Annotated in this window: 20 protein-coding genes and 2 tRNA genes; 12 read left to right on the forward strand and 10 right to left on the reverse strand. The window is 57.1% G+C overall.

Annotation, left to right across the window (positions count from 1 at the left end; translation table 11 throughout):
• The first annotated feature begins 3 nt into the window (after nt 1–3).
• Genes AC2FLA_RS00870 through AC2FLA_RS00900 form a run of 7 tightly spaced genes read left to right on the forward strand, consistent with a single transcriptional unit; the run spans nt 4 to nt 7,390 of the window.
• Nucleotides 4–1,365 (forward strand): V-type ATP synthase subunit B, encoded by a 1,362-nt coding sequence (locus AC2FLA_RS00870; RefSeq protein WP_170558129.1) that lies wholly within the window; start codon nt 4–6, stop codon nt 1,363–1,365.
• The gene (locus AC2FLA_RS00875; protein WP_496719783.1) at nt 1,343–1,948 is read left to right on the forward strand and encodes a V-type ATP synthase subunit D; all 606 of its coding nucleotides are present in this window, start codon (nt 1,343–1,345) and stop codon (nt 1,946–1,948) included. Before AC2FLA_RS00870 ends, AC2FLA_RS00875 begins: the two co-directional genes overlap by 23 nt.
• Entirely contained in the window at nt 1,945–3,741 is a 1,797-nt protein-coding gene (locus AC2FLA_RS00880; RefSeq protein WP_496719784.1) for a V-type ATP synthase subunit I, read from the forward strand. The genes AC2FLA_RS00875 and AC2FLA_RS00880 overlap by 4 nt, the downstream gene beginning before the upstream one ends.
• On the forward strand, nt 3,738–4,181 hold the full coding sequence (locus tag AC2FLA_RS00885; RefSeq protein ID WP_108858997.1) for an ATP synthase subunit C: 444 nt from the start codon (nt 3,738–3,740) through the stop codon (nt 4,179–4,181). Before AC2FLA_RS00880 ends, AC2FLA_RS00885 begins: the two co-directional genes overlap by 4 nt.
• Complete coding sequence (locus tag AC2FLA_RS00890; protein WP_496719786.1) at nt 4,181–4,858, forward strand: hypothetical protein; 678 nt, start codon at nt 4,181–4,183, stop codon at nt 4,856–4,858. Before AC2FLA_RS00885 ends, AC2FLA_RS00890 begins: the two co-directional genes overlap by 1 nt.
• A 1-nt stretch (nt 4,859) precedes the next feature.
• Entirely contained in the window at nt 4,860–5,552 is a 693-nt protein-coding gene (locus tag AC2FLA_RS00895) for a hypothetical protein (RefSeq protein ID WP_496719788.1), read from the forward strand.
• The gene (locus AC2FLA_RS00900; protein ID WP_496719790.1) at nt 5,549–7,390 is read left to right on the forward strand and encodes a V-type ATP synthase subunit A; all 1,842 of its coding nucleotides are present in this window, start codon (nt 5,549–5,551) and stop codon (nt 7,388–7,390) included. Before AC2FLA_RS00895 ends, AC2FLA_RS00900 begins: the two co-directional genes overlap by 4 nt.
• A gap of 10 nt (nt 7,391–7,400) precedes the next feature.
• On the opposite strand, the gene AC2FLA_RS00905 is transcribed toward AC2FLA_RS00900, so the two are convergent.
• The 6 genes from AC2FLA_RS00905 to AC2FLA_RS00930 form a co-directional block, all read right to left on the reverse strand.
• Nucleotides 7,401–7,475 (reverse strand) — tRNA-Glu (locus AC2FLA_RS00905).
• A gap of 24 nt (nt 7,476–7,499) precedes the next feature.
• A tRNA-Glu gene (locus AC2FLA_RS00910) sits at nt 7,500–7,574 on the reverse strand.
• Nucleotides 7,575–7,672: 98 nt separating this feature from the next.
• On the reverse strand, nt 7,673–9,415 hold the full coding sequence (gene recJ, locus AC2FLA_RS00915) for a single-stranded-DNA-specific exonuclease RecJ (RefSeq protein WP_496719792.1): 1,743 nt from the start codon (nt 9,413–9,415) through the stop codon (nt 7,673–7,675).
• Nucleotides 9,416–9,505: 90 nt separating this feature from the next.
• On the reverse strand, nt 9,506–10,489 hold the full coding sequence (gene glpX, locus AC2FLA_RS00920) for a class II fructose-bisphosphatase (protein WP_282150891.1): 984 nt from the start codon (nt 10,487–10,489) through the stop codon (nt 9,506–9,508).
• Between the two features lie 70 nt (nt 10,490–10,559).
• A complete protein-coding gene (locus AC2FLA_RS00925) occupies nt 10,560–11,846 on the reverse strand; it encodes a homoserine dehydrogenase (RefSeq protein WP_496719794.1) in 1,287 nt (428 codons plus the stop codon).
• A gap of 127 nt (nt 11,847–11,973) precedes the next feature.
• Nucleotides 11,974–12,222, reverse strand: coding sequence for a hypothetical protein (locus AC2FLA_RS00930; protein WP_058274791.1), 249 nt, complete (start codon nt 12,220–12,222; stop codon nt 11,974–11,976).
• Between the two features lie 99 nt (nt 12,223–12,321).
• Between AC2FLA_RS00930 and AC2FLA_RS00935 the strand changes: the two genes are divergently transcribed.
• Nucleotides 12,322–12,909, forward strand: coding sequence for a TetR/AcrR family transcriptional regulator (locus tag AC2FLA_RS00935; protein WP_496719796.1), 588 nt, complete (start codon nt 12,322–12,324; stop codon nt 12,907–12,909).
• A gap of 14 nt (nt 12,910–12,923) precedes the next feature.
• Here the strand turns inward: AC2FLA_RS00935 and AC2FLA_RS00940 are convergent, their stop codons facing one another.
• The gene (locus AC2FLA_RS00940) at nt 12,924–13,835 is read right to left on the reverse strand and encodes a pirin family protein (RefSeq protein ID WP_496719798.1); all 912 of its coding nucleotides are present in this window, start codon (nt 13,833–13,835) and stop codon (nt 12,924–12,926) included.
• Between the two features lie 158 nt (nt 13,836–13,993).
• Here AC2FLA_RS00940 and AC2FLA_RS00945 point away from each other — a divergent pair, with 158 nt between their 5' ends.
• Entirely contained in the window at nt 13,994–14,476 is a 483-nt protein-coding gene (locus AC2FLA_RS00945) for a hypothetical protein (RefSeq protein ID WP_496719800.1), read from the forward strand.
• Here the strand turns inward: AC2FLA_RS00945 and AC2FLA_RS00950 are convergent.
• The 3 genes from AC2FLA_RS00950 to AC2FLA_RS00960 are packed head-to-tail and all read right to left on the reverse strand — an operon-like array spanning nt 14,421 to nt 17,372.
• The gene (locus AC2FLA_RS00950; protein ID WP_496719802.1) at nt 14,421–15,059 is read right to left on the reverse strand and encodes a TadE/TadG family type IV pilus assembly protein; all 639 of its coding nucleotides are present in this window, start codon (nt 15,057–15,059) and stop codon (nt 14,421–14,423) included. The genes AC2FLA_RS00945 and AC2FLA_RS00950 overlap by 56 nt on opposite strands.
• Before the next feature lies 1 nt (nt 15,060).
• Nucleotides 15,061–15,594, reverse strand: coding sequence for a TadE/TadG family type IV pilus assembly protein (locus AC2FLA_RS00955; RefSeq protein WP_496719804.1), 534 nt, complete (start codon nt 15,592–15,594; stop codon nt 15,061–15,063).
• Complete coding sequence (locus tag AC2FLA_RS00960) at nt 15,591–17,372, reverse strand: TadE/TadG family type IV pilus assembly protein (protein WP_496719806.1); 1,782 nt, start codon at nt 17,370–17,372, stop codon at nt 15,591–15,593. The genes AC2FLA_RS00955 and AC2FLA_RS00960 overlap by 4 nt, the downstream gene beginning before the upstream one ends.
• Nucleotides 17,373–17,697: 325 nt before the next feature.
• On the opposite strand from AC2FLA_RS00960, the gene AC2FLA_RS00965 reads away from it, so the two are divergent.
• The 3 genes from AC2FLA_RS00965 (at nt 17,698) to dnaG (ending at nt 21,608) form a co-directional block, all read left to right on the forward strand.
• The gene (locus tag AC2FLA_RS00965) at nt 17,698–19,128 is read left to right on the forward strand and encodes a Glu/Leu/Phe/Val family dehydrogenase (RefSeq protein WP_496719808.1); all 1,431 of its coding nucleotides are present in this window, start codon (nt 17,698–17,700) and stop codon (nt 19,126–19,128) included.
• A 153-nt stretch (nt 19,129–19,281) separates the two neighbouring features.
• A complete protein-coding gene (locus AC2FLA_RS00970) occupies nt 19,282–19,578 on the forward strand; it encodes a hypothetical protein (RefSeq protein WP_113788762.1) in 297 nt (98 codons plus the stop codon).
• Between the two features lie 80 nt (nt 19,579–19,658).
• Nucleotides 19,659–21,608, forward strand: coding sequence for a DNA primase (dnaG, locus tag AC2FLA_RS00975; RefSeq protein ID WP_496719810.1), 1,950 nt, complete (start codon nt 19,659–19,661; stop codon nt 21,606–21,608).
• Nucleotides 21,609–21,711: the final 103 nt, after the last annotated feature.

Consider the following 21,711-nt stretch of genomic DNA (forward strand, 5'->3'; position numbering starts at 1 on the left):
GCAATGTCCGGAAGTCTTTTGAAATACACGCGTGTTCTTGAGATTGTCGGAGACACCATAAAGGTCAGAGTGCCTCTGGACGGATCGACCGACGCGGCCGTGCGTTTCAACGATCTGGCCGTGATTGAAACCGTGGACGGCCACAAGACGCTGGCTCAGGCGATCTTTATCGACCGGGACGTTGTCACTCTGCAGGTGTTTTCTGGCACCAAGGGCATTTCGACCGAGGCCACGGCGACGTTTCTGGGCCACCCGATGCAGACGCCGTATTCACAGAACATTCTGGGCCGCGTTTTTGATGGTGCGGGCGTTTCAATCGACGGCGGACCCGACCTGTCGTCTGAACCGCGCGTGGATATTGGCGGGCCAACCGTGAACCCGGCAGAACGCGCCGTGCCCAACAAGATGATCCGGACGGACGTGCCGATGATCGACGTGTTCAACACGCTGGTCGAAAGCCAGAAAATCCCTATCTTTTCGGTTTCGGGTGAGCCGTTCAACGCGTTCCTCAGTCGTATCGGCATTCAGGCGGACGCGGACATCGTGGTGTTTGGCGGGCTGGGTCTGATCTTTGATGACTACTTTACCTTCCGCACATCGTTTGAGGATGCAGGTGTGTTTTCCCGGACAGTGATGTTCGTCAATCAGGCGATGGATCCGCTGGTCGAACGCTTGCTGGTGCCTGACATGGCGCTGGCCGTTGCCGAGAAATTCGCGGTGGAAGAGGGCAAACGCGTGCTGGTTTTGCTGACTGATATGACCGCTTATGCCGACGCGATGAAAGAAGTGGGTATCAGCCAAGAGCGCGTGCCGTCGCAGCGTGGCTACATGGGCGACCTTTATTCCCAGCTGGCCCGCCGGTACGAAAAAGCCTGCGACTATGCCAAGGGCGGATCGGTGACCGTGCTGACCGTTACAACGATGCCCGGCAATGACGTGACCCATCCGGTGCCCGACAACACGGGCTATATCACCGAGGGGCAGATCTATCTGCATTCGGGCGTGATTGACCCGTTCGGCAGCCTGTCGCGGCTCAAGCAGAACGTGATCGGCAAAACCACGCGTGAGGACCACAGTCAGATCATGAACACCATGATCCGGTTCTATTCCGAAAGCCGAGACGCCGCGCAGAAACAGGCGATGGCGTTCGACCTTTCGGACTATGACCACCAGTTGCTGAAGTTCGGTGCTTTGTTCAAAGCGCGCTTCATGGACATCAACGTTTCGATCCCGCTCGAAGATGCGCTGGATCTGGGCTGGAAAACTCTGGCGGAGTGTTTCGCGCCCGAGCAATTGCTGATGAAGCAAACCCTGATCGACAAATATTTCCCAAAGGATGCCGATGGCGCGGTTGCAGCTGAATAAATCTTCGCTCGCACGCGAGCAGACGCAGTTGAAAAGCTATGAGCGGTTCCTGCCATCGCTGGACCTTAAGCGTCAGCAATTGATGGCCGAGCGCGCGAGGGCGCGCGAAGATGTGCAACGCCTTCAGGATGAGGTGCAGGAACTGGCGAAAAAGGTTGGAGAAAAACTGCCGATGCTGGCGCAACAATGCGTTGATCTGGACGGATTGGTTGAGCTGAAAGACTACAAAGTCAAAGAGGTCAACGTCGTGGGTGTAAAGATGCCTGCGCTGGATCGGATCGAGGTCACGGTGCGCCCGTACTCCTATCTGGCCAAGCCCCACTGGGTCGATGCCGCGGCCCGACTGCTGCACGATATGATCGAGGCGCGTCTACGGGTTAATATGGCTGAAGAGAGGGTGAAGATTTTCGACAAGGCCGTCGCCACGATCACCCAGCGTGTCAACCTGTTTGAAAAAGTCCTGATCCCGCGCGCCAGGGCCAACATCAAGAAAATCCGCATCTATCTGAGCGATGAGCAGATGCAGGCCGTAGTCCGTTCGAAAATTTCGAAACGCAAACATGCGCAGGAGGCTTTGCCGTGAGTGTTGCGAGGCTCAAAAAACTGTCGCTGGTCGGGCAAGCAGGCCAGAAGGCTGCGACCCTTGAGGCGCTGCAGAATCTGGGCTGCATGCACGTCCTGCCGCTGGCTTCGCCACCCGCTGAGCCGGAAAAGATCAGTGAGCGCGGCGCGCGCAATGCCTATAAGGCGCTGCGGTTCCTGAATGACGTGTCCGAACCGCGCCGACAGATCCAGCGCGATCCCGGTTTTGAGATGGACCAGTTCGTCGGGGATGTGCTGGACTTGATGCAGCGCACTCGTGACATGACGGATCATAGGGATTTTCTTGCCAACCGCATTGCAAAGGTGCGCCCTTGGGGCGATCTGGATTTTCCACCAGACGATGTTTTGGCGGGGAACCGGTTGTGGTTTTATCAACTGCCACTGAAGTATCGCGATGCGTTGGAGGCCCTGGATATGCCCTGGGCCATACTCGAGCAGGACCATAGGTTCATCTATGCCGTACTGATCGACCCGGGTGAGCCGGATGACGATATCCTGCCAGTTCCGCGCACGCACACAGGATCGCTGCCCATTCACGAGCTTGAGGCGCAACTGGAAGAGGCTGAGATCGCCATCGAAGCGCTTGAGGCTGAACGCGTTGCGCAAACCCGATACCTAACACTGATGCGCCGGAACCTTTCGGTTGCCGAAAGCGCGGCCGAGCTGGCCCATGCCACGCAAAAGGTTCGCGACGAAGAGGCGGTGTTTGCCCTTCAGGGCTGGGTGCCCGAGGATCGTATAAACGCGGTTCTGGACATGGCAATCGCCAAGGACGCTGCCGTACTGATCGAAGAACCCAGCCCCTATGACAGCCCGCCAACTTTGTTGGAACAACCGGAAAAGCGTAGTGCTGCCGTGGACTTGGCGCTGTTTTATCAAGTGCCGGGTTACAAGGACTGGGACCCCAGTGTCATCGTCGCCGTTTCATTTGCGGTCTTCTTCGCAATGATCGTAGCCGACACGGGATACGGCGCGATTATCCTGTTGGGCCTTTTGCTATTCTGGAAGCGGCTTGATGCAACACCCGGTGAACGATCCTGGCGACGCTTTGGGGTGATCATTTCCAGCGCAACAATCCTGTACGGCGTCCTCGTCGGCAGTTATTTCGGCGTGTCGCCAGCCGAGGGGTCGTTCTGGTCCAAGCTCAAATTGCTCGACCTGAACAATTTCGGTGCGATGATGATGGTCTCGATCGTCCTTGGCGTTTTGCATTTGGTACTGGCCAATGCGCTTGCCGCACGGGCGGCATGGGGGCACCGGAAGGCCATCGCCAATCTGGGCTGGATCGCTGCGCTGATTGGCGGGTTCGTTCTGTGGCTCAGCTACATGAAAGGTAATTCTCCGGTGCCTGGCGCGGCATTTATGGGGATCGGTGTGCTGGCCATCGTCTGGTTCTCAAGCGAGCGGGTCATTAATAAGCCCACCGACTGGGTTTGGCGTCTGATCGAAGGGCTGCAAAGCCTTGCCGGGGCCATGGGCGCATTTGGAGACGTGCTAAGCTACATGCGCCTGTTTGCGTTGGGTCTAGCCTCGGCCTCACTGGCGATCACGTTCAACGATTTGGCGGTTTCAGTCATGCATTCGCTCAAGGGGGTGGGCGTTCTGTTCGCCCTGCTGATCCTGATCATCGGCCATATTCTCAACTTCGCGCTCGCCATGATGAGCGGCGTCGTCCACGGTTTGCGTCTTAATTACATCGAATTCTTTAAATGGGGTCTGCCGGATGAAGGCATCGTCTTTCGCCCGTTCGCCCGCAAGGAGGTTCAGGAATGAATGAGCTTGTTTTGACATTGGGTTGGCTTGGCATCTACGCGCCCATGGCGCTGGGCGCAGCCGCCAGCGCCGTCGGATGCTCAATCGCGGGCATGGCCAGTATTGGGGCCATGACGGAAACCGACGGCGGCTATGGCCGCTTTGTCGGCGTTTCGGCCTTTCCTTCGACGATGGTGATTTATGGCATCGTCATCATGTTTACCCTGAACCGCGAGGTGACGCCTGAAAACGCGGGCGGCTTGTTCGGGATCGGTATCCTGTCTGGTATCGCTTTGATGTATTGCGGGATTTGGCAGGGCCGGGCCTGTGCTGCGGCGATCAATGCCACCAAGGAAAAGCCTGAGATCTTTGGCCTGGCGCTTGCCCCAGCAGCGATCATCGAAGGGTTTGGCGTGTTCGCCTTTGTCTTTGCCCTTGTCATCAGCGCGGGGATCAGTTGATGGCACAGGATGGCATGATTTCTCATGGCGTGGATGCCTTGATCGACAAGCTGCGCAACGATGGCGTGGCTGCTGGTCAGGCTGACGCCGAAAAACTACGCACTGAAGCCAGGGCCGAAGCCGCTAAAATTCTGGCGGACGCCAAACGCGAGGCGGACGATTATCAAAAAAAGGCGCGCACCGATTCCGACAAATACCGCGCAGCGGGGGAAGAGGCGCTTAACACTGCCATGCGTGATGCGGTTTTGACCATGAAGGGTGGATTGACAGACCGGTTTCGCGAAGATGTCGAGCGTCTGGTGACCAAGGAAATGGCCGACCCAAAATTGCTGAAACAGATGATTTTGGAGGTCGTCGGTCGCGAATCCGAAGGCGTCAATCTAGATGGCAAGGTGCAGGTCATTTTGCCCGCCAAAGTCGCAACGCAAGAAGACATCAAGCAGAACGCCGATGACATTCAATCCGGTAAGCTGACCAAATACGTCCTGGGCCTGACAGCCGACATGTTGCGTGAACAGGTAGAGCTGCATGCATCGGATGACGCGCAGGGTGGTATCCGCGTGCGGGCCGAAGATCAGGGCGTTGTACTTGATCTAACAGACAAGGCGGTCGCCTCGTTGCTGATGGAGCATCTGCAGCCCCGGTTTCGCGCCGTGCTGGAAGGTGTGATCCGCTGAGATGTCGGACCCTGACGCCTATATCGCCCTGATCAGCAGCCTGCCGGGATCTGAGCGGTTGTTCGTGGCCAAACAACCTCCGCTGTCGCGGCTGCGGCTGGATCGCCGCCTTAAGGCGCTGACGCCCGAGGACGCTAAGGTTCTGAAGGTTATGGAACATGCTCTGAACTGGAGCGCATATGACATGGATGTCACTGACGCGCAGGCTGTTTTGAGGTGCAAACAAGCGTTGGCCGAAATCCCGCAACAAACCTTGCGCAGCCTGTTCCTTGAACGGATGGGCCTGCGTACTGTTGTTGCGGCATTGCGCCTGCGCGGGCAGGGTGGCAATCCGCCGTCCGGTGCGTATGGGTTTGGACGTTGGAGCCGTCACATCCCCGCCAATTGGGGTGACCCGGATTTCCGTCTGTCCACGGCGATGCCGTGGATCAAGGAAGCACGCCTGTTGCTGGAGGCCGAGGATCCTTTGGGTCTGGAACGACTGCTGCTGTCAGTCAGCCATGAGCAACTGAAACGACACGCCGCCCGTCACCTATTCGATTTTGAGGCCGTGGCCATCTATGTCCTGATCTGGAACATTTTCGATCGCTGGTCGCAAAGCAACCCGCAGAATGCGGCCGCAAGATTTGAGAAGCTGGCCCAGCAAGCCATGAGCAATGTCGCAGATTTCGATTTTGAGAGAGTAAGCGCATGACTGCCCAAACACCCCCTGTTCAAACCGCAACTGCCCGTGTCGTTTCTGTCCAGGAAGGGCTGGTGAAAATTCAGGCCAACCAAGACGCCGCCGGTGTTCCGGGGCAATTGGTCAAGAACGAGGTCGTGTTCATCCTTCCGACCCGTCCGGGCCCGGGCGGGCGTCAGGAACGCCTGAAGGCTGAGGTGCTGCGCGTGCGCGGCGATACAGCCGACGTTCAGGTCTACGAAAGCACCGACGGCGTCGCGGTTGGTGATCCGGTTGAACAGTCAGGACAACTGCTTTCGGTCGAACTTGGGCCGGGCCTTTTGGGGCAGGTCTTTGACGGCCTGCAATCGCCTTTGACCAAGGTTGCGGCCGAGTTCGGGACTTTCCTGCCGCGCGGGGCGGATGTGGCACCGCTGGATGATCAGGCAAAATGGTCTTTCACTCCCACAGTCAAAGTTGGCGACACGGTCAAGGCCGGCGACAGCATTGGCACTGTTCCCGAAGGCAGGTTTACCCACAAAATCATGCTGCCTTTCAACTGGGTCGGCGATTACAATGTTGTCTGGGTTCAGAAAGGTGCAGCCTCGATCCATGAGATTGTCGCGCGTCTTGAAGACGAGCAGGGTGGAGAGCACACGCTGACCCTGTGCCAAAAGTGGCCGGTACGACGACCGTTGCCCGAAACCATCCTGAAACGCGCCTCGTCCGAACGCCTGTACCCGACTGAACCCGTTCTGACGTCTCAGCGCCTGATCGACACGTTCTTCCCCATAGCGCGCGGTGGCACGGCCTGTATTCCCGGCCCGTTCGGCGCGGGCAAAACCGTGCTGCAAAACCTGATCGCGCGAAACTCCAAGGTTGATATCGTGATCGTCGTGGCCTGCGGCGAACGTGCGGGGGAAGTGGTGGAGACAATCCACGAATTCCCCAAGATGACGGACCCGATGTCGGGCGGCAGTCTGATGGATCGGACGATCATCATCTGTAACACCTCTTCCATGCCTGTAGCGGCGCGTGAGGCTTCGATCTTCACCGGCATCACCTTGGGTGAGTATTACCGCCAGATGGGTTATGACGTGCTGTTGATCGCCGACAGTACCAGCCGCTGGGCGCAGGCCATGCGCGAAACCTCCGGCAAGCTGGAGGAAATCCCCGGTGAAGAGGGCTTCCCTGCCTATCTGGAAAGCTCGATCAAGGGCCTGTACGAGCGCGCAGGGGCGATGAAGACGAATGATGGCGATCTGGGTAGTCTGACGCTGATCGGTACGGTTTCGCCTGCGGGTGGCAATTTTGACGAGCCTGTGACGCAGTCCACGCTGTCTACCGTGAAGTGCTTTCTGGGGCTGTCCTCGGAACGGGCTTACAAACGGTTCTATCCTGCGGTCGACCCAATGCTTAGCTGGTCGCGATACACTGATCAGCTCTCGGATTGGTATGACAAAAACGCCGAGCCCGGTTGGACAGGCAAGGTGCGCGATCAGCTGGCCCTGATTGAAAAAGGTGAACAGGTCGACCAGATGATGCAGGTGACCGGCGAAGAAGGCGTCACCATCGAGGATTTCGTCACGCAGCAAAAAGCGTTGTTTGTAGATATGGTGTACCTACAGCAGGATGCCTTTGACAAAGTCGACGCAACCGTCCCGCTAGAGCGTCAGAAGATGACGTTCAAGCTGATCTATGATGTTACGCAATCAACTGCGGAATTCGAAGATAAGGGTGAAGTGCGTCAGGTGTTCACCCAGCTCACAGGTCTTATGAAGAACTTCCACTACGCCGCGGAAAACACGCCGGAATTCAAGTCGCTGTGGGGGCAGATACAAGACCTCAGCCGTGAAAAATTCGGAGTTTAGGTCAGAGAAATGGTAGCCCGTAGGGGAATCGAACCCCTCTTTCCAGGTTGAAAACCTGGCGTCCTAACCGATAGACGAACGGGCCATCTGGTAGTGGCATTAGCACAAGTGGTAGCCCGTAGGGGAATCGAACCCCTCTTTCCAGGTTGAAAACCTGGCGTCCTAACCGATAGACGAACGGGCCACGCTTGCTTGTGGAGGGCCTTTTACGGTTTACCTCTGACCCCCGCAAGCCGAAAAATGCAGGGATGCGAAACTTTTTTGGCAGGGCCGGAAATGGGCTCAGTTTGCCTCTGCCGCGTCCTCCAGTCTCAGCTGAACGCTTTGCCGTCCACCCCATGTGTTCACCTCAAGCCGTCCGGCGAAATGAAAGCGCGCGCCGCCATGGTTGGACAGCTTTTCCCCCATCGGTCCGTCAAAGGCGCCAAAGGCAATGGCATCAAGGCCACCACCAACCCCGTCGGACAGCGACAGTTTCAGATGGGAGTCGCCGACACGCTTGGCAAAGCGCACCTGCAGGTCAGGCAACGCATAGCGCGGGGCAGGGGCGCTGGCCCCGAAAGGACCGGCTTTTTCAATCTGTTCGATCAGATCGACCGAAGCAGCGCCCGGCATAAGGGCGCCGTCTAACTTCATGTCCGCAGGACCGCCTTTGCCCGCGCCTTGTTTGGCCAACAACTCGCTGAGGCGTTCCATGGCCGGTTCCAACTGATCGCGCATAACGGTCAGCCCTGCGGCCATCTTGTGCCCGCCGCCTTTGACCAAAAGTCCCTCGGCCGCCAACCGTTGGATTGATGCCCCCAGATCAACACCCGATACCGACCGCCCTGAACCCTTGCCTTCATCACCGTCAAAGCCGATGACAATGGCGGGCCTGTTGGCGTTTTCCTTGAGGCGGGATGCTACGATGCCGACGACACCGGGATGCCATCCTTCGCCCGCCGCCCAAACCAGAGGAGCGTCCAAGCCGCGTTCCTCGGCCTGTTCCAGTGCTGCCGCACGTACTGCGTTTTCGATATCACGACGTTCGGTATTCAACTCATCCAACCTTTGAGACAGCGCTTCAGCTTCGGTCATCGAGTCCGTGCTCAGCAGTCGCGCGCCCAGATCGGCCTGACCGATCCGCCCGCCCGCATTGACGCGCGGACCCAGAAGAAAACCTAGGTGATAGCTGGTAGGGGCTGAATCCATACGCGCCACATCCGACAGCGCCACTAACCCTGGTCGTTGCCTCTGTGCCATGACCTTAAGGCCTTGCCGCACCAGCGCCCGGTTCGCGTCAATCAGCGGGGCCACGTCTGCAACGGTTGCCAATGCCACAAGATCCAGAAGCCCGATCAGGTCGGGACCCTTAACCTCAGCCTCACGCAGTTGCCGACCAGCCTCAACCAGCATCAGGAACACCACGCCGGCAGCGCAGAAATACCCCAAATCACCGCTCTCATCTTGTCGGTTCGGGTTCACGACCGCCACGCAATCGGGCAGCGTTTCACCGCCAAGGTGGTGGTCCAGCACGATGACATCCGCGCCTTTTGCCGCCGCGATCGGTTCATGGCTAAGCGTTCCGCAATCCACGCAGATGATTAGGTCATGCGCAGCCGCCAGTTCCTGCATTGCAGGCACGTTCGGCCCATAACCCTCATCAATTCGGTCTGGCACATACAGCGTGGCTTGCAGCCCCATCTGACGCATCCAGACAAGCAACAAAGCCGCCGAACTGCCCCCATCGACGTCGTAATCGGCAAAAACCGCGATCCGCTGCTTGTTTCGGACAGCTTCCAAAAACCGCGTTGTAGCGGTCTCCATATCCTTCATGGACCGGGGGTCGGGTAGCAATTCCTTCAGCTTTGGTTCAAGAAAGCTATCGGCTTCCATGGGTGGCACTCCGCGCCGCGCCAGAACTTGACATACCGCACGTGGCAGCCCGGACTGTTGCACCAGCATTTCCGTGGCCCGTTCGACTTCGGCCTCCGGTCCGATCCAACGCCGCCCGGTCAGTGACTGCTCAACCCCTAAAAAGCTCATGCCTGCCTCTCATATGCTAAGGCCGGACCCTCTCGGACCCGGCCTCATTGTATCTATCGATACCTCTGCCAAAGGCAAAGGTGCAAGCCATCACGCGTTATCGTGCGGCCAGGTTGGCGTGCGGTAGGACATGCGGCGCACCGAACCGGTTTTGGAACGCATCAGCAGGGTGGTGGTTTCAACCCAGCCCGGCTGGCGTTTGATCCGCGGCAGCAAAGAGCCACCAGTCACGCCAGTTGCGGCAAAGATCACGTCTGCGGTTACCATCTCATCGCGAGAATAAACGCGGTCCAGATCGGTGATGCCCGCCTTGGCGGCGCGGCCACGCTCGTCGTCGTTGCGGAACAGCAGGCGGCCAAAGATCTGCCCACCCATGCATTTAAGCGCGGCAGCGGCCAGAACGCCCTCGGGCGCGCCGCCTTGACCCATATACATGTCGATGCCGGTCTCTTCGCTTTCGGCGCAGTGCATGACACCAGCGACGTCACCATCGGTGATCAGGCGGATCGAGGCGCCGGTTTCGCGCACTTCAGCGATCATCGCTTCGTGGCGGGGACGCTCCAGAATGCAGACGGTGATGTCGGCAGGCTTGCAGCCTTTGGCATTGGCCAGTGCCTCAACGCGTTCACGCGGGCTCATGTCCAGATTCACGACGCCTTCGGGAAAGCCCGGGCCAACGGCCAGCTTGTCCATGTAAACATCGGGTGCGTGCAGCATCGAGCCACGCGGGCCCATCGCAATCACTGTCAGCGCGTTCGGCATATCCTTGGCGGTCAGAGTCGTGCCCTCAAGCGGGTCCAGTGCGATATCCACACCGGGGCCGTTTCCGGTGCCGACCTCTTCGCCAATATACAGCATCGGTGCTTCGTCACGCTCGCCCTCGCCGATAACAACGACACCGGCAATGTCCAGCAGGTTCAGCTGTTCGCGCATCGCGTTTACAGCCGCCTGATCCGCAGCCTTTTCGTCACCACGTCCGACCAGCGAGGCCGACGCAAGTGCGGCCTGCTCTGCGACCCGTGCAAGGCCCAGAGACAACAGGCGGTCGTTGAAATCGATTTTGGCAGCGCTCATTTTTTCGTATCCTCAGGTCAATAAAGGCGTTTCATCGGGCATAGCCTGCGTTTTGTGCAGGCCGCAAGGGTCAAACCTCTTCAATCCGCAATGCGACGGGCTCCCCCGACACGACATCGGTCGCGCGAAGCCCTTCCAAAGCGACATCCAACGTGGCCCGCGTGGTCTTGTGCGTCACAATCAAAACCGGCGCGGTGGCTTCGGTGTGCCCGTACTGGCGCATCCGGTCGATCGAGACGCCCGCGTCACCCAGAATGGCGGCCACTTTGGCCAGCGCACCGGGTTTGTCGAACAGTGCGAGGCGCAGGTAGTAGGGGGCAGGCAGACCGGTAATGGCAGGTTTTGCGTCTTCCAACGTTGCGGCAGGGCGGCCAAAGGTCGGGATTTGCAACCCCCGCGCCAGATCGCAGACGTCGCCCATAACGGCGCTTGCCGTTGGACCTTCGCCTGCGCCAGGGCCGCGCAGGACAACCTGATCGACCGCGTCGCCTTCGATGACGACCATATTGGTGCCGCCTTCCAGCTGACCCAGGGGCGAGCCGCTGGGGACAAGGCAGGGCTGCATTCGCTGTTCCAGACCGCGTGCCGAGCGCTGAGCGACACCCAGCAACTTGATACGATAGCCCATGTCGGCGGCCTGATGAATGTCATCCAGACTGATATGCTGGATGCCTTCGATCTGGATGCCGTCGAAATTCGGTTTGGTGCCAAACGCGATCGAGGACAACAGTGCCAGCTTGTGCGCCGCGTCGATGCCGCCCACGTCCAGGTTCGGGTCAGCCTCGAGATAGCCCAGTTCGGCGCATTCTTCGAACAGCGCGTTATACCCTAGTTCCTGCGATTGCATCCGCGTCAGGATATAGTTGCAGGTGCCGTTCATCACGCCCATGACGCGGGTGATCTCGTTCCCGGCCAGCCCCTCGGTCAGGGATTTGATCACGGGGATACCACCTGCAACGGCGGCCTCAAACCGGATCACACGGCCTGCGGCCTCGGCTTTTTCAGCCAGCTCCTGACCGTGAATGGCCAACAGAGCCTTGTTCGCGGTCACCACATCCTTGCCAGCGGCCAGCGCGGCCTCGACCGATGCTTTGGCGGGGCCGTTTTCGCCGCCCATAAGTTCGACAAAAATGTCGACATCTTCGCGTTGCGCCAGAGCGACGGGATCAGTCTCCCATGCATAGTCCGACAGGTTCACGCCACGGTCTTTGTTCGGATCCCTCGCAGAAACAGCGGTGATTTCGATCACGCGGCCTGTACGCGCCTGTAGCAGGTCGGTATGGCGGCGCACAATCCGCACGACACCCGCGCCAACTGTTCCCAAGCCGGCAATTCCCAGCCGCAGCGCCTGTGTCATCCCGTGGGTTCCTTTCCGCTCGAATGTCCTTGGTTTCGGGCTGTTTGCCCGTTCAAAGGTGCCTTAACGGGTTCGGCGCCGAGGCGCAATCCGAGACAGCGGTAACAGTCGGTCGAAACGCGAAAGGTCAGTTGGTTTGCGCGTTTTGCAGCGCTTCGGCCCTTTTGGCCAGCGCTTCGCGGCGTGCGGTCAGGTCTTCTTCAACCTCGGCGGCTTCGTTCACGGGGTCTATCGGCGGGCCGAGAATATCCTGAAGTGGGACCAGCTTCGGATACGCGGCCGAGCGCACATTCGGCTGTTCGCGTCCTTCCAATTCCGGGAAGTCCGTGCAGGCTGCGCAAGTCAGAAGCAGAACCAAAAGTGGCAGGGGCTTCATACCGAACCCTTTCAATGGAGACTGACCCCGTGATGCACCTTTTGCGGCGGTCGTTCAAGCGGGGTTCTATATGAACGCTTGTTCATATACGGTGGCGGTATGGCACGTACCCAAGGCTCACACTCCGATATCACCGGCCCGCGCATTCGAAAAGCAGCGCTGGGGCTGTTTGCCCGACATGGCTATGCCGCTGTATCCATGCGCCAGATCGCAAAAGATGTGGGTGTGCAGGCGGGGGCGCTGTACAACTACACGCCCGACAAGCAAAGCCTGCTGTTTCGCCTGATGCAGGATCACATGCAGGATCTGTTGGCCGCCTATGGTGAACTTGAAAAACCCGCCGATGCCGAGACCGCGCTACGCCGCTTTGTCGGCTTTCACATTCGGTTTCATATGGAGCGACCGGATGAAGTCTTTATTGCCTATATGGAGCTGCGCAACCTCACGCCCGAAAACTTCTCGGAAATCGAAGGCCTGCGCCGGGCTTATGAGGATTCGCTTGAAGCCATCTTGCAGAATGGGCAGAAGTCTGGGCTCTTTTCGGTTGCCGATACCAAAATCGCGACCTTGGCCGTGATCGCGATGCTGAACGGTGTGATGACCTGGTACCGTGCAGGCGGACGCTTGTCGCTGGACGAAGTAGAGCAGGTTTATTGGGATATGGTCAGACGCGCCGTAACCGCCTGACCAACTTTGTTTAATCAGTGCGCGGCGCGGATGAATGTGCCATTGCGGAGTTCTTTGAACGCCAGTTCCAGTTCGGCACGCGTGTTCATGACAATTGGACCATGCCATGCGACAGGCTCATCAATCGGCGCGCCCGAGATCAACAGAAACCGGACACCTTCCGGACCAGCTTGAACCGTGACCTCATCACCGGTGCCGAACCGAACCAGAGTGCGGTCACCGGACAGATCACGGATGTTGACCTCTTGTCCCGCGACCTCTTTTTCCAAAAGCACGCCGGTAGGTTGTGATGCATCGGCAAAGGCCGCCTGTCCTTGGAACACATAGGCAAACGCCCGCCGGTAGGTGTCGATGCGAAAGGTCTTTTTCACACCGGCCGGAACCTGAATATCCAAGTACTGCGGGTCGGCGGCAATACCGTCTACCGGGCCGGTTTTGCCCCAGAACTCACCAACAATAACGCGCACAGTGGTTCCGTCATCATCAATGACCTCGGGGATCTCTTTGCTTTGGACATCCTGATAGCGGGGGGCTGTCATCTTTTGATCTGACGGCAGATTGCCCCACAGCTGGAAACCGTGCATTTGGCCCGCACCGTTTCCCTTGGGCATTTCCTGATGCAGGATTCCGGACCCAGCGGTCATCCACTGAACGTCGCCTGCGCCCAAAGTGCCGGTGTTGCCCAGCGAATCCGCATGCTCGACCGAGCCGGACAGGACGTAAGTGATGGTTTCGATGCCGCGATGCGGATGCCAGGGGAAGCCCGCCTGATAATCCTCGGGGCGTTCATTTCGGAAGTCGTCGAACAACAGAAACGGGTCAAGCTCGGACGGGTCCTTAAATCCGAAGGCCCGGTGCAATTTGACGCCTGCGCCTTCCATGGTCGGCACAGCCTGGCGGGTTTCCAATGTTGGTCTAAGGGACATGATGGCCTCCTGAATTTGTGGGCATCATGTATGCTGTTGGCGATATGCGTCAATTTGCGTGCAAACACGGGTGCTGTGCGCAATTCCATAGTCGGCTTCCCTCTGTTTTTCGGCAAACAAAGCGGATAAACCCGGACAGAGCAGAGCAGGGGACGTCAATGCAACAAGAAATTCTGGCCACGGTCCGGCCTTCATCATCCAGGCGTTGGATAGGGGTGGGGATGCTGTCGACCGTGGGTGTGCTGGTCATCTATGTCGCTTTGACCACGCCACCGGAACCGGCCTGGCTGGTCTTTTTACTTGTCGTTGGTGTGGCGGCGTTCTGGCTGGCCTATCGCATGTGGCAAGCCACCAGTGACTGGATCGAGCTGACCGAGACTGAATTGCGGACCGGTTCAGGGCAGGTGATTGCGCGTGTCGAAGATATCGAGTCGATCGATCAGGGGGTGTTTGCGTTCAAGCCGTCAAATGGATTTTTGTTGAAGACTACGGAAAGCGCAGGAAACAGCTGGGCACCGGGACTGTGGTGGCGATTGGGGCGCCGTGTTGGCATCGGCGGCCTGACCACAGCCGCCGAAACAAAATTCATACTACAGGTGCTACACCCACTGGTGCTACATCCTGCTGACAAAAATGCGTAGAGTTAGGCCCTCTGACTATTGGGACAAAACGTGGCCGCGTGAAAATAAAGTTATTGAATTTGTGATCCCGGGTCAGCCAACCAGTGTTCAGAAGCGGAACGTAGTCTTTCGACGTTTCGACAACGATCAAAGTGTCTAGATCTGCCATTTCCGGAAGCCTCTCAACCAACGCATCCAGGTTGGCATCGGTCCAGTTGCTCTCAAACCCACAAGCTGTCGACCACTCAATTCGATAACGTTCTTCTGTCCCTGCATTTACATCAGCGGCAATGTACTGGATCACTGACAAACGCATTCTTAGAGGTGAATTGTTGTTTACCATGCGGTTGTATATCAAATACATGGATTCCGCGTAGGTATCTGTTATTGCATCTTCACCCTCACGCGAAATCAGGTCGCTCACTGTGTACGCGGCTTTCAGATTCGCGGTGTTTTCGCGAAAACCATCAAAAAACGTATATGTAAGGGTGACCGTCCATACGAGGACCGGCATTATCAGAGCCGACTCCAGGGACAAGTTTCCGTTTTCGCGGCCCGCGAAAGCGCTGAGAAAATGTCGGATGCGTAAAGAGAGGCACGTCATTTTAAGGCTCCTGTACAAAGGTGGTCGTCGCCGTAAGTGTGACCAGACCATCATTGCCGGACACAGCCCGCCCCATTGTCGTTGTGGGGAAAATTGGATCCACCTTTGCGCAGGCACGCAAAATCATCAGGGCATTCGATCCGCCATTCGAGAACTCACGAACCGGCTTGGCCTCTTCGGCTCTGTCGGAACAATCTGGTTCCACTGGAAGATTCACACCACCGTACGGGTCCTGAACGATCATCTCCAATTGCAGGTTATCGGAACAATTCCGCAGCGCGACCATTTCACCGCAAATGGCATCCTTGATTGTGTCATGCTGCGAATCTGGCAAATTGATCCCAAGACGAATATCGCGCACGACCAAATCCATAGAGCGATCTAGCATTGCCTGCTGGATTGTGACTAGTGAGTATTCGATGACGCCCAGTACAAAAAACATGTAAAGAGGGAACCAAATTGCGAACTCAACGGTCAATGAACCGTCTTCTGTTCGTTTAAACCGGACAACTTTTTCCAGAGCTTTGCGGATCATTGCGTTAGTCTCAGTTGTTTGATTGCCGTAGCAATAGAATCAAAGACTTGCGGAAGCGTCAGGTCACCCAGTTTGCCGTCGGCTTTAACTTCGTAGAAGAATCCGGCACCGCTGGAGCAGTTTCTGATTGCTGTTACACCTACTGAAGGTGCCTCAAAGGCAATCCCATAGACATCGACATCCTTACCTTTGACCTTGGTGCAGATTTCTTGCAGCCGCGTGTCCTTTTTGGTCCGGTAAATCTCGGTAAACGCGTTGTCATACCAGGTTTGATTGTGGTTGGACTGCCAAGCATAGTTATACTCGGCATTCCAGTCCAAGGTGACGCGGTTCCACAATTCCGGATAGGTCAGGCGCACTGATTGATCTGCCGCCTCACCGCCAAAGGGTTCGGACTGGCCTTCCAGCTCCTGTCTTGTCCAGTAATACTCAGGTGTGTCGCCAGGAGCCGATGTGCGGACACTGTATTCGCCGCCGTACCTGTCGGTCCTACAGCGGAGATTACCATACCGGTTATACCAACACGTTCTGACCTCGTGCTCATAGTTGGGGTTGTACCAGACATCCGAATCTCCATCGCGGTATGCCTCGTTCAAAACCCAGTTTTCGGTGTTCTCGCCGTCGGTCATGACGATCATGATTTTTTTGACATTGGATTCGTATGCCATGGGACGATTATCAAAAGTCACCGGAACTATTTTCTTTGGTGCCAGGCCCGTGTTTACGTCTAAACCTGTGTCCGGATCAATTGCATCAGGTTCCGCGTACTGTTTCGAAAGCTTGTTTATCACAGGCTGGAACTGAGGATCCAACAGCGCAGCACCCCATTTCACCCCGATATCAATCGACGTGTTTCCACCGGGTGACATGGCCGCGATCTGATTGTGCAGGTCGGAAATGACGTTCGTCACTGCCGTTATATCGCTGCCCGCGCGGGTTGTGCAGACCGAGCGTGAGATTTGGTGTATTTCATCATTGTAATCGTCGTTATAGTTTCTGCGGTCGAAATGGGCCGTGCGATTGAGCTTCTTGTTTGGATCGATCCAGTATTCCGTGAAATCATTATCGACAAAGTCCACGCAGTGCGAATAATTGTGTTCAGTAGTAACACCCGGCATGTTGTCCAGGATGTTCGCGCCGGCATTCACCTGGTTGTTGTAAGGTATGATTGAGATCGAAATCTTGTCCGGGTTCTCTTTCGTGTACATCGTTGTCACGAACTGTGTTGCCGCTTCCTGAAGCACTTCCATTTTTGATTTGCTGTCTGTTGCCGAATCCCAACTCATAGAGCCGGAGATATCCAGAACCATCGCGATTTCGAGCGACCCAATGGCCTCTTCCGCGACGCTGGTGACCGAAGCCGTCAGTTTGGGATATCCAAAGAACCACATAAAGTGCGTTTTGACTTCGACGTTAGCTTTTGCTGTGACTTTTCTTGACCCAACTCTGGGATCATCCTCTACTTCAGGTTCTTCCGTAAGTTTGCCGCGGACGTCGGATTTCTCAATATATGATTTGACCACGTCCGCTGGAGGGAGCTTTTGTTTAACGTTGGCCGCCGCAAGAACCGCGCGATCCAGCGTGCCCTGGAGGCTGGCTCTGTCACGTTCAAAGTTCATTATGTCGACGCCGATACCAGCTGTCGCAAATATGAGCAAAAAGCCAACTGTCACAAAGATCGTAAACACCCCGCCATCCTCATCGCGCGAAAAACGACGAGCCGACTCGGCTGCTTTCTCAAATCTTTTGGTGTTGCACTTAAATACGCGCATTTTCATCTGGCCGACCTCGCTGAGCAGATATCCGACGCTGCTAAGGAAAAGTTAACGTATGAAAACTAACGGCGAATCGTGGCGTGAATTGGGCGGAAGCGCCAGAGTTATGGCAACTTTGGGCTGGAACCGTAGATAATTGAACGACTTTATCGCCTCTGTTTTCGGTCCGGCGACAATTTTTCATAGGCTAAGCCCAGAGTGCGACTCAGCCCTGTCCGAGCGTCTTCATGACGATTTTGGGTTTTATTGTTGCTTAATTATTGATCGTTTAGCCAATGGGTGCGACAAAACGTCAGAACGCTCGTCGTTCGTCGGCACGGAGGATTAAATGACGGCCATTAATGAACCCAGCTTTCGCGAAAGTGTAGATTTGATGTTTAACAGGGCGGCGTCCCTTATGGACCTGCCGCCGGGGTTGGAGGAAAAGATCCGTGTCTGCAACGCCACCTACACTGTTCGGTTCGGCGTCCGCCTGCGCGGCGATATTCATACTTTCACCGGTTACCGCTCGGTTCATTCCGAGCATATGGAGCCTGTAAAGGGCGGTATTCGTTACGCCCTTGCTGTGAACCAGGACGAGGTCGAGGCGCTTGCCGCCCTGATGACTTATAAATGTGCTCTGGTCGAAACGCCCTTTGGTGGATCGAAAGGGGGGTTGTGCATCGACCCCCGAAAATACGAAGAGCACGAGTTGGAGCAGATCACCCGTCGCTTTGCCTATGAATTGGCCAAGCGCGACCTGATCAACCCCTCACAAAACGTACCCGCCCCCGACATGGGAACGGGCGAGCGTGAGATGGCCTGGATGGCGGATCAATACGCCCGGATGAACACGACGGACATCAATGCGCGCGCCTGTGTGACCGGCAAGCCGCTGAACGCGGGCGGTATCGCAGGCCGGGTCGAAGCAACAGGTCGCGGCATCCAATACGCCCTGCGTGAGTTCTTCCGCCACCCAGAAGACATGCAAAAGGCGGGGCTGTCCGGCAAGCTGGATGGAAAACGTGTCATCGTTCAGGGGCTGGGCAATGTGGGTTATCACGCCGCGAAATTCCTGAGTGAGGAGGACGGATCCAGAATTGTCGGCATCATCGAATGGGATGGCGCGCTGTATAATCCTGACGGGATCGACGTGGAATCCGTACGCCAATGGATCGTCAAACATGGCGGTGTCAGCGACTATCCCGATGCGACACACTCGGCCGAAGGTGGTGCAGTTCTTGAAGAAGAATGCGATATCCTCATCCCGGCTGCTCTGGAAGCGGTTATCAACCTGTCCAACGCAGACCGGATCAAGGCGCCTCTGATTATCGAGGCTGCGAATGGCCCGGTGACTGCCGGTGCGGATGAGATTCTGCGCAAGAAGGGCACGGTGATCATTCCTGACATGTACGCAAACGCGGGTGGTGTGACGGTTTCCTATTTCGAATGGGTCAAGAACCTGAGCCATATTCGTTTCGGTCGCATGCAGCGCCGTCAGGAAGAGGCGCGGCACGAGCTGATTGTCAGTGAGCTGGAGCGGCTGGATCGTTATCTTGGCGATGCCTGGTCGATGTCGCCTGACTTCAAAGCCAAGTATCTGCGCGGCGCGGACGAGCTGGAACTGGTGCGCTCGGGCCTCGATGACACGATGCGCATTGCCTATCAATCCATGCGCGAAGTCTGGCACAGCCGCGACGATGTCGAGGATCTGCGGACGGCGGCCTATATCGTGGCCATCGACCGTGTCTCGAAAAGCTATCGCGCCAAAGGGCTGTGATGGTTTGAATTCAGGGGCAGCCTGGCTTTGTCAGGCTGCCCCAACGGTAAGGGCTGGCCGACTTAACCACGGTAGACACGCCAAAAACGGCAATGGCAGGCCGTGCCTGCGACAGGTAAGCTGCAGCGACAGAATCGATTACCGGAGTTCCTTATGTTGCGTATCGCCATTGCAGCCGCTTTGCTGGCCACCCCATTAGCTGCGGAAGAAACCAAAGAGCAAAGCTGCCAATACCAGGCTGAAGTTGTTGCGGCGATCCAGAAGGCACGGCTGGACCGTGTAAAAGAGCGCAACGTGCCCCAGGCAGTTGCCGAAACCAGCCCGACCTGGCCCGAAAATTACAATGCTGCCATCCCTTTGATCGCGCCTTGGGTCTACGAACAAAAGATGCGCGACGTGCGAAAAAAGGATCTGGGTGCCGCGTGGCTTGAGCTGTGTTTGCAGCAATAATCCACAGCCCCATCATTTCCTTGTGGACAAACGCGCGTCATACCCTTGGCGCGCGTTCTTGTTTCTGTCAGGTTTGACCCATGTCTCTGCCCCCCGGATTTCTGGATGAACTGCGAACCCGCCTGAGCCTGTCTCAGGTTGTCGGGCGAAAAGTCTTGTGGGATCAGCGCAAGTCCAACCAGGGTAAGGGCGACATGTGGGCGCCATGCCCGTTTCACCACGAAAAGACCGCGTCCTTCCACGTAGATGACCAAAAGGGGTTCTACTACTGCTTCGGGTGCCATGCCAAAGGCGATGCGATCAGCTTTGTGAAAGAGACCGAGAATGTCTCATTCATCGAAGCGGTTGAGATTTTGGCGCGCGAGGCAGGCATGCCCATGCCGGCGCGCGACCCAAAGGCACAGGAAAAACAGGACCGCCGGTCGCAACTGGCCGACGTCATGGAGCAGGCCGCGCAATTCTTCCGCTTGCAACTCAAGACCGGGGCAGGGGGTGCTGCACGAGACTATCTGACGCGTCGAGGATTGGATGCACAGGCGTTGGACCGGTGGGAGATCGGGTTTGCGCCTGATGGTTGGCAAGGTTTGTGGGATCACCTGCGCGGCAAGAACGTGGCCGAGGACCTGATCCTTGGGGCCGGGCTGGCCAAACCTTCAAACAAGGGCAAAAAGCCTTATGATACGTTCCGCAATCGGATCATGTACCCCATCCGCGATCCGCGCAAGCGGTGCATTGCGTTCGGCGGTCGGGCAATGGACCCCAATGACAAAGCGAAATACCTGAACTCACCTGAAACCGAATTGTTCGACAAGGGGCGCAGTCTTTATAACCACGGCCCTGCGCGTCAGGCCGCAGGCAAAGGGCAACCACTGATCGTGGCCGAAGGGTACATGGATGTGATCGCCCTGGCCGAAGCTGGATTCGGGGCGTCGGTCGCCCCATTAGGCACGGCGATCACCGAACATCAGTTGCAGCTGCTGTGGCGCGTCTCGGATGAGCCGATCATCGCGTTGGATGGCGACACGGCCGGCCTGCGTGCCGCGATGCGGGCCGTCGATCTGGCGTTGCCACTGTTAGAGGCCGGGAAATCCCTGCGCTTTGCCCTGATGCCCGAGGGCAAGGATCCCGATGATCTGCTGCGAGCTGAGGGTCCGGCAGCGGTGAAAACAGTGCTTGAAGGCGCGATCCCGATGGTCAAGCTGCTGTGGCAGCGTGAGACAGAGGGCAAGGTGTTCGACAGCCCGGAACGCAAAGCTGCGTTGGATAAGTCGCTGAGGGACAAGATCAAACTGATCCGCGATCCCTCGATCCGGTCACATTACGGGCAAGAGATCAAAGACTTGCGCTGGCAATTGTTCCGCCCGCAGCGCCAGCCGCAAAATCGCCAATGGCAGCCACGCGGCAAGTGGCAACCTCCGAAACAGCCAGCAACCCCCGGTGCGCGCTCATCTTTTCTGGCGTCTTCAGAAACCGCGGATATCCAGATGCGCGAGGCTGCAATTTTGGCAATCGCCATCCTGAATCCCACCGTTGTGGTTCAATTCGAACATCAGCTTGAAGAAATGGAGTGCCATGATCCCGATCATGCCGCCTTGCGCGCCGCCATCCTTCGACATGCGATCGACGACCCAGAGCATCTGAAAGACCACATTTTTGAAACTTTGGGCGGCGAAATCCTTGAAAACCTGCTGGCCCTTCGCCATGTCGCAGTAATCCCTTGTGTGTTCAAACCAGGCGACGTCGAAAAGGCTGAGATGACTCTGGCCGAGGAACTCGCGAAAATCAAAGCGCTCCGGGGATTGGATGCCGAGATTGCCGAAGCTGCAGAGGAACTGTCTGATCTGGCTGATGAAGCGCTGACATACCGGCTGGCCCAGGCCGCCGAAGAGCGCAACCGTACAAGCCGCAGTCAGAACGAGGATAGGGCGGTTTTTGACATCGCCGATAACGGCGCACGAATCAACCGCGACGAGAAAGACGCGTTTCAGGCGATCATGTCTGGCATCAATTTTGAACGGAAACGTCGCTAAAGTGGTGTTTTCGTAAGGCACTGGAAAAGAAAAACGGGTAAACGGGTGGCCGAATCACTTCTACGCGCTAATGATTCGGTACAAACGAATCACCCATCCCTGC

It is taken from the genome of Ruegeria sp. CDSA033, from assembly GCF_059612305.1.